Source organism: Mesorhizobium sp. WSM4815, from assembly GCF_055811575.1.
Map to the genome: position 1 here is coordinate 127917 of NZ_JBVVQS010000102.1, position 12678 is coordinate 140594.

11 protein-coding genes are annotated in these 12678 nt (G+C 60.1%); 6 read left to right on the top strand and 5 right to left on the bottom strand.

Annotation, left to right across the window (positions count from 1 at the left end):
* Nucleotides 1-77: 77 nt before the first annotated feature.
* From AC0L2B_RS29340 to AC0L2B_RS29350, 3 genes are all read left to right on the top strand, one after another.
* Nucleotides 78-1673 carry an ABC transporter substrate-binding protein gene (locus tag AC0L2B_RS29340; protein ID WP_473748257.1) on the top strand — a complete coding sequence of 532 codons (1596 nt, stop codon included), beginning with the start codon at nucleotides 78-80 and terminating at the stop codon, nucleotides 1671-1673.
* Entirely contained in the window at nucleotides 1663-2607 is a 945-nt protein-coding gene (locus AC0L2B_RS29345; protein ID WP_473747856.1) for an acetamidase/formamidase family protein, read from the top strand. The genes AC0L2B_RS29340 and AC0L2B_RS29345 overlap by 11 nt, the downstream gene beginning before the upstream one ends.
* A 208-nt stretch (nucleotides 2608-2815) precedes the next feature.
* Nucleotides 2816-4600 (top strand): ABC transporter ATP-binding protein, encoded by a 1785-nt coding sequence (locus AC0L2B_RS29350; RefSeq protein ID WP_473747857.1) that lies wholly within the window; start codon nucleotides 2816-2818, stop codon nucleotides 4598-4600.
* Nucleotides 4601-4630: 30 nt separating this feature from the next.
* On the opposite strand, the gene AC0L2B_RS29355 is transcribed toward AC0L2B_RS29350, so the two are convergent.
* On the bottom strand, nucleotides 4631-5119 hold the full coding sequence (locus AC0L2B_RS29355) for a methyltransferase family protein (protein WP_473747858.1): 489 nt from the start codon (nucleotides 5117-5119) through the stop codon (nucleotides 4631-4633).
* 120 nt (nucleotides 5120-5239) lie between these two features.
* On the opposite strand from AC0L2B_RS29355, the gene AC0L2B_RS29360 reads away from it, so the two are divergent.
* Entirely contained in the window at nucleotides 5240-5749 is a 510-nt protein-coding gene (locus AC0L2B_RS29360) for a MarR family winged helix-turn-helix transcriptional regulator (protein ID WP_473747859.1), read from the top strand.
* A gap of 210 nt (nucleotides 5750-5959) precedes the next feature.
* The gene (locus AC0L2B_RS29365) at nucleotides 5960-6283 is read left to right on the top strand and encodes a hypothetical protein (RefSeq protein ID WP_473747860.1); all 324 of its coding nucleotides are present in this window, start codon (nucleotides 5960-5962) and stop codon (nucleotides 6281-6283) included.
* Nucleotides 6284-6356: 73 nt separating this feature from the next.
* Here the strand turns inward: AC0L2B_RS29365 and AC0L2B_RS29370 are convergent, their stop codons facing one another.
* Complete coding sequence (locus AC0L2B_RS29370) at nucleotides 6357-6590, bottom strand: hypothetical protein (protein ID WP_473747862.1); 234 nt, start codon at nucleotides 6588-6590, stop codon at nucleotides 6357-6359.
* 273 nt (nucleotides 6591-6863) lie between these two features.
* Here AC0L2B_RS29370 and AC0L2B_RS29375 point away from each other — a divergent pair, with 273 nt between their 5' ends.
* Nucleotides 6864-10502, top strand: a complete 3639-nt coding sequence (locus AC0L2B_RS29375) for a class I SAM-dependent DNA methyltransferase (RefSeq protein WP_473747864.1) — start codon at nucleotides 6864-6866, stop codon at nucleotides 10500-10502.
* A 29-nt stretch (nucleotides 10503-10531) separates the two neighbouring features.
* Here the strand turns inward: AC0L2B_RS29375 and AC0L2B_RS29380 are convergent, their stop codons facing one another.
* From AC0L2B_RS29380 to AC0L2B_RS29390, 3 genes are read right to left on the bottom strand one after another with little or no spacing between them, the layout of a single operon-like run.
* Complete coding sequence (locus tag AC0L2B_RS29380) at nucleotides 10532-10939, bottom strand: hypothetical protein (protein WP_473747866.1); 408 nt, start codon at nucleotides 10937-10939, stop codon at nucleotides 10532-10534.
* Between the two features lie 10 nt (nucleotides 10940-10949).
* The gene (locus tag AC0L2B_RS29385; protein ID WP_473747868.1) at nucleotides 10950-11252 is read right to left on the bottom strand and encodes a hypothetical protein; all 303 of its coding nucleotides are present in this window, start codon (nucleotides 11250-11252) and stop codon (nucleotides 10950-10952) included.
* A 23-nt stretch (nucleotides 11253-11275) separates the two neighbouring features.
* Nucleotides 11276-12280, bottom strand: a complete 1005-nt coding sequence (locus AC0L2B_RS29390; RefSeq protein ID WP_473747869.1) for a hypothetical protein — start codon at nucleotides 12278-12280, stop codon at nucleotides 11276-11278.
* Between the last annotated feature and the right edge of the window lie 398 nt (nucleotides 12281-12678).

Here is a 12678-nt window from a genome sequence, read left to right on the forward strand (position 1 = left end):
CGGTAACAACCAGAGAAAGGGAACATCAGATGAAGAAATTCTTGACCTCCACCGTTGCGGTATCGGCGCTCGCGCTGATGCTCGGCATGACAAGCGCCCGCGCCGAACACGCCGTCGATCCGAACGCCAAGCCGGGCGGCGCGATCACCATTACCTACAAGGACGACGTCGCCACGCTCGATCCGGCCATCGGCTATGACTGGCAGAACTGGTCGATGATCAAGAGCCTGTTCGACGGGCTGATGGACTACAAGCCGGGCACCACCAATCTGCGGCCCGACCTCGCCGAGAGCTACGAGATTGCGCCTGACGGCAAGACCTTCACCTTCAAGCTGCGCCAAGGGGTGAAGTTCCACAATGGCCGCGAGATGACTGCCGACGACGTGAAATATTCGCTCGATCGCGTCACCAATCCGAAGACGCAGAGTCCGGGCGCCGGCTTCTTTGGCTCGATCAAGGGCCATGAGGATGTCGCTGCAGGCAAGGCGGAAAGCCTGGCGGGCGTCACCGTGGTCGACCCCTACACCATCAAGTTCGAACTGACCCGGCCCGACGCCACCTTCCTGCATGTCATGGCCATCAACTTCTCGCATGTCGTGCCGAAAGAGGAGGTCGAGAAATACGGCGCGGATTTTGGCAAGCATCCGGTCGGCACCGGGGCTTTCAAGTTCGCCGAATGGACGCTCGGCCAGCGCGTCGTCTTCGAGCGCAACCCGGATTACTGGCACAAGGGCCTGCCGCATCTCGACAAGGTCACCTTCGAGATCGGGCAGGAGCCGATCGTCGCGCTGCTGCGGCTGCAGAAGGGCGAGATCGACGTGCTCGGCGACGTTATTCCGCCGGCCAAGTTCCAGGAGGTGATGGCCGATCCCGAGCAGAAGGCCCGTGTCGTCGAGGGCGGCCAGTTGCACACCGGCTACATCACCATGAACACCACCATGGCGCCTTTCGACAATGTGAAGGTGCGGCAAGCGGTCAACATGGCGATCAACAAGGACCGTATCGTCCAGCTGATCAACAACCGCGGGGTGCCGGCCAACCAGCCGCTGCCGCCATCGATGCCCGGCTACGACAAGGAATTCAAGGGCTATCCCTATGACGTGGCCAAGGCCAAGGCTTTGCTTGCCGAGGCCGGTCATCCCGATGGTTTCGACACCCAGCTGTTCGCAATGAATACCGATCCCAACCCGCGCATTGCCCAGGCGATCCAGCAGGACCTGGCGGCAGTCGGCATCAAGGCCAGCATCCAGTCGCTGGCGCAGGCCAATGTCATCGCGGCCGGCGGCGACAAGGCCGGCGCGCCGATGATCTGGTCCGGCGGCATGGCCTGGATCGCCGATTTCCCCGATCCGTCGAATTTCTACGGGCCGATCCTCAGCTGCGCCGGCGCGGTTCCGGGCGGCTGGAACTGGTCGTGGTACTGCAACAAGGATCTCGACGCCAAGGCGGCGGAGGCCGACTCGATCGTCGACCCGGCCAAATCAGGCGAACGTGCCAGGATGTGGAGCGCGATCTACGGCAAGATCATAGAAGACGCGCCCTGGGTGCCGGTCTTCAACGAGCAGCGCTTCACCATGAAATCGCCCCGGATGGGCGGCGCCGACAATCTCTATGTCGACCCTGTCCATATCCCGATCAACTACGACAATGTGTATGTGACCGATGTGCAATAACTGCGACTACACCATCCACGGGCGCCATCACCATTTCGGCTGGGACAATTCCTTTGTCTCGACTGAGCGGGTGGCGCCCGGTTCGACGATCGAGTTTCAGTGCCTGGACTCGTCCGGAGGCCAGTTGACGCTGGACAGCACTGTGGACGACGTCGCTTTGCTCGACTTCGCTAAGGTGAACCCCGTCACCGGGCCCATCTATGTCGACGGGGCTGAGCCGGGCGACGCGCTGAAGATCACAATTGAGGCGTTCAAGCCGTCCGGATTCGGCTGGACGGCGAACATTCCGGGGTTCGGGCTGCTCGCCGACGATTTTCCGGAGCCGGCGCTGAACATCTGGACATACGACGCCGCCTCGCTCGAGCCGGCGCTGTTCGGCAAGCATGCGCGGGTGCCGCTAAAACCCTTTGCCGGCACCATCGGCAACGCGCCGGCTGAAATGGGCCTCCACTCGGTGGTGCCGCCAAGGCGCGTCGGTGGCAATCTCGACATCCGCGATCTCGCGGCCGGCACCACGCTCTATCTGCCGGTGGAGGTGGCCGGTGCGCTGTTTTCGGTCGGCGACACGCATGCCGCGCAGGGCGACGGCGAAGTGTGCGGAACGGCGATCGAAAGCCCGATGGATGTCGTGCTCAAGCTCGACCTGATTAAGGATGCGCGGTTGAAGACACCGCGCTTCACCACGCCAGGGCCAGTGACGCGCCATCTCGATGCCAAGGGCTATGAGGTGACGACCGGCATCGGACCGGACCTGATGACGGGCGCCAGGGAAGCGGTCTCGCAGATGATCGACCTGCTTGCCGGCCGCTACGGAATGGATCCAGTCGAGGCCTACATGCTGGTTTCGGTCTGCGGCGATCTCCGGATCAGCGAAATCGTCGACATGCCGAACTGGGTGGTGTCGTTCTACTTCCCGCGCTGCGTGTTTGAATGAACGCTGCGTTCCGTCACACCCCCCTCTGGTCTGCCGACCATCTCCCCCGCAAGGGGGGAGATCGGACGTCACGAGGGATTTCGCCAATCTTCAACGGCGAAGAATGGCCGCGGGGGCGAAACTGCCAATCTCCCCCCTTGCGGGGGAGATGTCCGGCAGGACAGAGGGGGGTGCGCAGGAACACGACCTTCTCCCGGCCGCGCCCACAATGACCCTCGCCGACAACCCCATCCTCGATATCGCCAACCTCTCCGTCAGCGTGCGCGGCGAGGACGGCGAACGGGAAGTCGTGTCGGACCTGTCGCTGACGCTCAAGCGTGGCGAGACGCTTTGCATTGCCGGTGAATCCGGGTCCGGCAAATCGATGACCGCGCTGGCGATCATGCAGTTGCTTCCGCAGCCCGCCGCCCGGATAGAATCCGGCGCGATCCGGCTTCGCGATATGGATCGGAGAGAGATCGACCTCGCGACACTCAACGAGCGTCGGATGCGCCGCATTCGCGGCGACCGCATCGCGATGATCTTCCAGGAGCCGATGACCTCGCTCAATCCGGTGCTGTCGATCGGCCGGCAGCTGGTCGAATCCATCGAGGCCCATACCGGCCTGTCACGCGCCGAGGCGCGCCGGCGCGCCATCGAGGCGCTGAAGGCCGTCCGCATCCCGGAAGCCGAAAGCCGGCTAAAACAGTTTCCGCACGAACTGTCCGGCGGTATGCGCCAGCGCGTGATGATCGCCATGGCGCTGGCGCTGAAACCGGATGTGCTGATCGCCGACGAGCCGACGACGGCGCTCGACGTCACGGTGCAAGGCGAGGTGCTGGAACTGTTGCGCGATCTGCAGCGCGAACACGGCACCAGCGTCATCCTCATCACCCACGACATGGGCGTGGTTGCCGAAATGGCCGATCGCGTCGTCATCATGCGGCACGGCCGCATGGTCGAGCAGGGAACAGCCGCCGACATCTTTGCCCGCCCGCAAGCCGACTATACGCGTGAACTGCTCGCCGCCGTGCCGCGCATTGGTACCGGCGTCGGCCGCCAAAAATCCGCCGAACAAAAATCCGTCGAAACGGAAATGCCCGGAAGCGTGGCGGTGGTCAACGATCTGCATGTCCGCTTCGACCTGCGCGGTGGCTTCTTCGGCCAAGTGAACCGCCGTGTCCACGCCGTCGAAGGCATCAGCTTCTCGATCGCGCCGCACGAGACGCTGGCGCTGGTCGGCGAATCCGGCTGCGGCAAGTCGACCACCGCCAAGGCGCTGGCCGGGCTCGTGCCCTACCACGGCGATATCGTCATTGGCGGGCGCAATCTGGCGGGCCTTGGCCGTGACCAGCGCAAGGCGGTTCGCCGCGATGTGCAGATGATTTTCCAGGATCCCTATGCCTCGCTTGACCCGCGCATGCGCGTCGGCGACCTCGTTGCCGAGCCGCTGTTGATCCATGGCATCGCTTCGAAGGAAGAGCGTAGCCAGCTTGTGGCGGCGCTGTTCGAACGCGTCGGCCTGTCGGCCGACCAGATGGAGCTCTATCCGCACGAATTCTCGGGCGGCCAGCGTCAGCGCATCTGCATCGCGCGCGCTCTCGCGCTCAGGCCCAAACTCATCATCGCCGACGAAAGCGTTTCGGCGCTCGACGTGTCGGTCCAGGCCCGGGTGCTCGACCTGCTGAAGGAACTGCAGCGCGAATTCGGCATCGCCTATCTGTTCATCTCGCACGACATGGCGGTGGTCGAGAACATTTCCGATCGTGTCGCCGTAATGTATCTCGGCCAGATCGTCGAAATGGGCACCCGCGACCAGGTCTTTTCGAACCCGCGCCATCCCTACACGAAGCGCTTGATCGAGGCCGTGCCGGTGCCCGATCCGGCAAAGCGCCGGCCGCGTTTCGCGCGTCTCGACCAGGAGATCCCGAGCCCGACTCGAAAAATTGGCGAAGAGCCGCCGAAACTGGCCCTGAAGGATTTTGGCAACGGTCATCTCGTTGCGGTTTCCTGACGTGCGCAACTGTCGGCATTCTTGCGACGCTCAGAGCCAGCGCCGCACGCGTTGCCTGTAGTCGAGATACGCACTGCCGAAACGCCGTTCGAGATAGGCCTCCTCGCGGGCGACGACGCCGTAGCGGATCAGGATTGCAAGCGGCAGCGTGAGGACAAGGATCCAGATATTCTGCGCGGCCACGCCGATGCCGCCATAGATGAGGAACATGCCGAGGTAGATCGGATTGCGCGTCCATCCGTGGATGCCGGTCATCACCAGCACGCGCGTCGGCTCATTCGTCGGCACCGGCGTCGCCGCGCGGGAGAAATTGCGAATGCCCGCCGCGAAAAGCGCAAAACCGATCAAGATCAGCGAGCCGCCGATGATCCAGCTAACCAGCCCCAGACTGGGGAACGGCAAACGCAGCAGGCGATCCAGCACGAAGCCGATCAGCAGAGCGGCGAGAAAGAGCAGGGGCGGTCTCGCGATGACGCCTGCGGTTCCGCTGTCGGTTTGCCCAGCCGGGTCCATTTCCATGCCTGCTCCCGCAGATGCCTAGCCTATGAAGCCAGAGTCGCCCACAGATGACAACCAAGGTGTCATCCTAAAAATTGACAACGTAGGTGTCAATCGCCGAAATTGACCTAGACAAAGGGAATGGAAGCGATGGCGGCACGACACGGGACCGACCGAACGAAGGGAGCGGATCCCATCGTTGACGGCAAGGCCGAGGCGGTCACCGAGTTGATGCTCGAAGTGGCCCAGTGCTTCTTCAGAATCCGGGCTCTCGGCCAGAAGACAGGGCTCATCACCAGTTGGGGCGGCGGTGCGTTCGGCTTCATGCGAAGCCTGGCGCTGCTTGGTCCGCTCACCGTGCCGCAGATCGCCCAAATGCGGCCCACCAGCCGTCAGCGCATGCAGCGGCTGGCGGATGAGCTTGCGGCCGAGGGGCTGGTCGAATTCGTCGACAATCCAAAACACCGGCGCTCGAAGCTTGTGCAGCTGACGCGCAAGGGCGCCGCGCGCTACGGTGAGTTGAACGCCCAGCTGTTGGCGATCGCCTCGACCATGGGCGTCGCTCTCGACGAAGCCGACATCCGCAAGACCATCGGGATCGTACGGCAGCTGAGCGACGACGTGAAAGTGCGCTCGGAGCGGCTGCCGTAGCGCTGGCGCAAAGGCGGCGCGGCGCCATTGATGGGAATCCTGCTTGAGCGCCTCCCCGATCGCGTGCCGTTTCAGCCCGGATGCGCTTGGCTGTTGCCGCTTCCGTCCGGCCCCGCCGGCGAACATTTGCCAGCCGGAACCTCTGCGGAGCTGAGGCGTTCGAACCGCAGGGGCTGAGAGCTGCACCTGCAATTTGCAAAGAGTACTGCAATGGCTCAGAAATCAAAGATAACCACAGGCACGAACGACCGGCCGCGCAACGAAACCATTGGCCAATCCGGCGAAGGTCTGCCTGATGACAGCAGCACGTCGCTTGAAGTCGACGAGACCGCCGCCCGGATGACAGGCAAGCTGCAAGGCAGACCTGCGCAACTTGCGGAAGGTCAAGCTAATCCCGACGAAGTCCCGGCTGGCATTCCTGGCACCGGCGAGAATTTCTGTCGCCGCTGCGCCGGGACAGGCATGATCGACGGCCGCACCTGCCCCGAATGCGGCGGAACCGGAAAGGTGACGACGCCGATAGGCGGAGGCTAAGGCGATCAGGGGGAGCGATCTCGCGGCAACCTCGACCCCTGAAGAGCCAAGGGGCCGATGGCAATTGTGCGGGTCAGATCGCCGGCACCCATTTCCAGAACACGCCCTCCATCCGGTCGGGGTAGTGCTTGAACTCGCATTCGAAGCGCCATCCGTAAGTCTTTGCGGCCGCCAGCGCTGCCTTGCTGACTGGGTTCATGCCGGTTCCCGGCGCGAACCAGTCTTCCAGCAAGTCGTCGGGCACGTAGGCGCCGATCCTCAAAGGCAGCTTTTCGAGGACGACATCCATTTCCTCAGGTGCGGACAATGAGGTCTCCCTTCAGGTCTACCTACGAACAAGTCATTCGAAGCCGATTGGGTTCCAGAGCATTGGTGAGATTGGAGGTGAGCGTGATGGGTGGGGTTGCTCGCGCTGGTTGATGGGTGAATTCGGCGCAGGGTCGCCCAAAAGTTGACTGGCCGAACCGAGAGGCCCTGGGGAAAGTTCGCCCGCAGTCCGAGTCAGTACGTGCACGACAAAATTCATCACCCCCATGGTCATCTTTCGCATTGTCTTTGTGGGCCACGTTCGAATATTTAGATGGCATTGGGGGAACAGCCAAACAACCTAGCCAAACTTGACGCGCTGATTGCTGCCGGTTCGCAGTCCGGCGGATCGGAGCTTGCCAACTATCAGCTCTTCGTCATCGGTCTGTGCGAGGCACTTGGGCTTGAGCGTCCGAACATGGCGCAGGAACAGAACCACCTGAACGACTATGTGTTCGAGCGCCGGGTGGATTTCAAGCATCCTGACGGCACTCGCTCTGCGGGGCGGATCGACTGCTATCGGCGTGGCTGTTTCATCCTCGAAGCCAAGCAGTCGGGTAAACGCCAGGCTGCAAAGGTCGATACCAGCCAGTTACTCTTGATCCCGGAGGACGCCACTCACCGCAAGCCCGGCCAAGCCAAACGCGGTACTCGCGGATGGGACCAGGTGATGCTCGCTGCTCGCAAGCAAGCAGAGGACTACGCACGTGCGCTTCCGGTCGAACACGGTTACCCGCCCTTCCTGCTCGTAGTCGATGTAGGTCACGTGATCGAGATCTATGCCGACTTCTCCGGTCAGGGGAAGAACTACGCACATTTCCCCGACCGCCAGACATATGGCATCAGCATGGACGACCTTCGCGACAGTAAGATTCAGACACGCCTACGAGCGATCTGGACCGATCCGCTTTCGCTCGACCCGACACGCATATCGGCTGAGGTCACGCGCGACATAGCGGAACGTCTTGCCAGGATCGCCAAGCGGCTTGAAGGCAAGCATGACGCCAAGGACGTGGCGGAGTTCCTGATGCGCTGCCTGTTCACAATGTTCGCTGAGGACGTGAACCTCATCCCAGAGAAAGGCTTTCAGAAGCTCCTCGGTCAGATGAAGGATACACCAGAGCATTTTGTGTCTGCGTTGGAGAGCCTTTGGGCAGTCATGGACACGGGCGGCTATGCACCTCATCTCAACGCCACCTTAAAGAAGTTCAACGGCTCGCTTTTCAAGAAGCGCTCTGCCCTCCCGCTAGACAAGGACGATATCAACGAGTTGTGGATAGCGGCGGGCAAGGACTGGTCGAATGTTGAGCCTGCGATCTTCGGCACGCTGCTTGAGCGTGCACTGGACCCTCGCGAACGGTCTAAACTCGGCGCGCATTACACGCCGCGCGCCTACGTCGAGCGTCTGGTCGTGCCCACCATCATTGAACCGTTGCGTGCCGACTGGGAGCTGGTTCAGGGGCAAATAAAGGAGCTGCGCGACAAGAGCGACCACGCCGGGGCCTTGGCGGCAGTGAAGGCGTATCACCACAAGCTCTGCACGACACGCGTGCTGGACCCGGCCTGTGGCACTGGCAACTTTCTCTATGTCAGCCTCGAATTGATGAAGCGCCTCGAAGGCGAGGTGCTGGAGGCGCTAGATGATCTTGGCGAGGATCAGGCGCGCTTCGCCATGGAAGGGGAGACGGTCAACCCGCGCCAGTTCTACGGGCTGGAGTTGAATCCGCGTGCAGTTCCCATCGCCGATCTCGTACTCTGGATCGGTTATCTGAAATGGCAGCTCAAGACCGCCGGTCCCAGCTCGATCACCGAACCGATCCTGCACGCCTATGGCACCATCACCCGGCAGGACGCTGTCATCGTGTATGATCGGCAAGAGCTGTTGCGGGATGCCGGCGGACGCCCCTTGTCGCGCTGGGATGGTGTGACCAGAAAGCTGCACCCGATCACGGGCGAGGAAATTCCCGACTCGGACGCGCAAATGCCGGTCTACACCTATGTGAACCCTAAGCGTGCGCCATGGCCCGAGGTCGAGTTCATCGTCGGTAACCCGCCCTTCATCGGTGGCAAGGATATGCGCGCCGAGCTGGGCGACGGCTACGCGGAAGCCTGCTGGGCGGCGCGCCCGTATATTTCGGGCGGGGCAGATTTCGTGATGCACTTCTGGGACGAGGCTGCGACCCGGCTGCTGCGCAAGCCGATGAAGGGCCAGACAAATCCGCTAAGGCGCTTCGGCTTCATCACGACTAATTCCATCACCCAGACCTTCTCCCGCCGTGTCATCGAGCGCCACATGGCTGCCAAGGAGGTGCTATCGCTGGTCTTCGCGGTCCCGAATCATCCATGGCTGAAAGCGTCAGACAAGGCTGCCGTGCGCATCGCCATGACCGTCGCGGAGAAAGGTGAGCACGAGGGCGTTCTGGCGGAGGTCATGTCGGAGTCGGGGCTGAACACCGACACGCCTCAGGTGGCGCTGGAAACTCGCGACGGGAGAGTTCGCGCGAACCTCACGATTGGGGCCGACATCGCGTCCGCAAAGTCTCTGCTTGCCAACGACCTACTGTCCAGCCCCGGCGTGAAGCTCCATGGCGCGGGCTTCATCGTCACACCTACACAAGCAAAGGGGCTGGGACTTGGGACGGTTGAAGGGCTGGAAAAGCACATCCTGCCCTATCGAAATGGGAGGGACATAGCGCAGCGCCCGCGCGGTGTAATGGTCATCGACCTATTTCCGCTAGACGTGGAGGAAGTCCGCACACGTTTTCCAGCCGTATATCAGCACGTACTGGACAATGTGAAACCGGAACGAGATTACAACAATCGAGCCAGCTACCGCGATCTCTGGTGGATCTTCGGTGAGCCGAGACGGGACTTGCGTCCGGCACTAGAGAGGTTGCCGCGCTATATCGTAACCGTCGAGACCACCCGGCACCGGACATTTCAGTTCCTCGATGCCAGCATCCGACCTGACAACAAGCTGATTGCTATCGGTCTCGCGTCCGCCGGACATACCGCCGTGCTATCCTCGCGCCTGCACGTGGTTTGGTCCATCGCCAAGGGCGCATGGATGGGCGTTGGCAATGATCCCGTCTACGCAAAGAGTGAGACGTTCGACCCGTTTCCGTTTCCGGTTGCGGTTGATCCGAAACTGACACCCGTCAATCCGCTCTACGCCCAGCAAGAACGCCTTCGCGAGCTTGGCGAACGGCTGAACGATTTCCGCAAGGAACGTTTGGCCGAACACTCCTTCCTGACTATGACCGGCCTCTACAACGCGCTGGAGCGACTGCGCGAATTGGAGAACAGCTGCGACGTGCCGCAGCTGACCGCCGCGGAGCGCGACGTGCATCAGGCGGGGCGGATCTCGATGCTGAAGGAGATCCATGACGACATCGACCGCGCCGTGCTCGCCGCCTACGGCTGGGAAGACCTGATCCCTGCGCTGGTTGGTAAGCCAGGCGCAACACTGCCATCGCCCTACAAGACAGAAGCGCAGGAACAGGCGGAACAAGAACTGTTGACCCGGCTGGTCTGGCTCAATCAGGAACGGGCGATGGAGGAAAAGCGCGGCGTCGTGCGCTGGCTGCGCCCCGACTACCAGATCCCGAGGCTGGGTGTGAAAGCGCCGAAGGTGGAAGGCGAGCACGTCGGCACGCTCGACATCATCGTGCCTGGAACCTCGGACAAGCTGAAATGGCCTTCCGACGGGCTTGAGCAGATCAGGTTGGTTCGCGACCTGCTCGCTAAGGCTCCAGCACCGACTCCGCCCGACGCCATCGTCAGCGTGTTCGAAGGCAAAAATACTGCAAAGCGCCGCGGTCGTATCGAGGAGGTGCTTGAAACACTGGTCGCCACCGGCATTGCCCGAGCAGGGGAGTTGGACGGGCGGCGCAAATACTTCCTACCGCGCTAAAGGCCGGAACCTTAGTCAGAAATCTTGGACTAGGTCAGACGGCTCAATGCCTTCCTAGCGACGAGAATGAACAATACGGCAGCCAAACCAAGGCACGCAACGCCAACATTAGTGGTCTCGACAGACGCACCAAGAATATTGATTTTGGTGGCGGTCTGCGAGCCGGTGAGACCTACCAGTTTGAGCCCATAATATAGAAATGCGAGACACAGCACAAATGCCATGGCAGTAATTACAGTTGCGTACCTATGAGAACTCAATGCCTTTCCTCCATCTCCCGAAATGATCAGCGCAAGCGCAACGAAGTGCTCAATCTTCTCTCTGTCTTGCGGGCCCAATTCACTAAGTCTTTGTTTAAAAATACTGAGCCTGTCCTCTTCTGGGGTTGAGGCTAGTTCACCAATAATGCTATCACTTATCTCGCGCCAGCTTCCCACCCTATTCGCCTCAATTCGGCGATCGGTAGATGAGTTCGACATCATGGCTCAAATCAATAGCTTGCATGCGATCAGCTGTATCGTCATACATTTTATTCGGTATATCACTTATACTCTTAAAGTCACCCAATCCTGTCCCTGTGACCCGGGAGTGGATACGGTAGATCGCTCGAATATCTCCGCGACTAACGAATTTTGTAAGTTCTTCGTTAAGTGCGCTTGATGCAGGCGCATCAACAATTTCAACAACGCGGCGAAACGGATATTCGACCGGTCGGTCTGATCGGCGCATAGCTTGCACCAAGTCAGCCAACCTCCGTTTCCAGCCCGACGGCATCATACGTTATGCTCGATGACAGTTTCTAGAATGCGCTCGTACTCTGTCCTAGTCACCTTGCTAGTTATGGCAAACTCGTTAGCGTCTCCACTGAAAATCAGGTTCACATCGCGCGCAAGTGTCCCGTTCTTTCGAATAGTTACGCTCGCCCGATCGCAATGGGCATGGTCTTTCTTTGCCAGGAAACGGTCGACGCTCGCAACTGCCTCTACGTCGTCGTACATGCTGGCACCCGGAAAACCTGTGGCGGCGACCAGGCGTGTACCGTCAAGGTTTGTATGCTGTGTATGACGGAGACCAAAGGTCGCCATGACTGTAGATCGCTTTGTCCGATCCAACAAAGCCGCCTTGAGCTTGTCTAGATTGTCGTCTCGCCAATCCAGCCTATCAACTAGCGGCGATAATAGCGTAAAGACTGAATTGGTAAGGCCAGAATAGCTTATGGAGTCAGAGTGAGACTGTATCCTAATTTCAGCCCGACCATTCTCCATTATCCTCATAATATTTACCGCTCGGTATGGGACCTCGTTGTATGTTACAATGAGTTTTCCGCCGTTCGACGTGTCTGACTCCTTCTCAAGAGAGGCCCTCCTCTCAACGATCTTGAAGACAACTGATCTAATACCGCTCTCCGTATCCTGGCGAACCTCAACAATAGTTGGCTTAACAGGCATGTCCACTATGGAGATGGTATCAACAGCAGGAAATCCCGCGGACGTTAGCCTTTGATCGAGCGTTCCATCGAATAGCTTTGACAGGTTTCTGCCTGCTACCAATGTGTATAGGAATATATGCTGACTTCCGTGTTCTTCTGTCTGCCGCAGAAGTTCTGTCAGGTCATCGCTTGACAAGGCGTCGCGCTCGACAGCGGCCTTGAGCCGTAGATCGATCATCTGTGCCCAAGAGTTACCTGAGTAGGGCAAATCTCGTGAGCGAAGGAAATTGCTTACCTGCTCTAGCGTACCCTGTCGCTTGATCAGGCCGTACATTGTCTCAAGGCTCATGTCCCCTCCCACCCAGTCATTAAGAATTCCGCCACCTATTGCATACCATTTCCAATGGCTCAGCGCACGAGTCACTAGACTTTATCAGACGTTTCCTGCGCCGAGTGGCGAAGGTCATCGTTTCGCTCATCGATGGGTCAGTGGTCTGACTTTTCCGCAACGGTGGTGCGCCCTAGCTGAACGGATCGTAGGTAAGTGCGGAACGGTCCAGCTCTTGCTCGATCTGACGTATCCATTGCACTGCGTCAGTCCGGTTGATGAAGCTTTTTGTTTGTTGAGTATGTCCAAGCCGCCGGACACGTGCCTGTCATTTGTCATTTCGCTTACGTGCGGACGCCATCGGCACTCCTCTCAGTGGGACTAGATTGGTACCGACTGACGGAATAAACATTTCCACC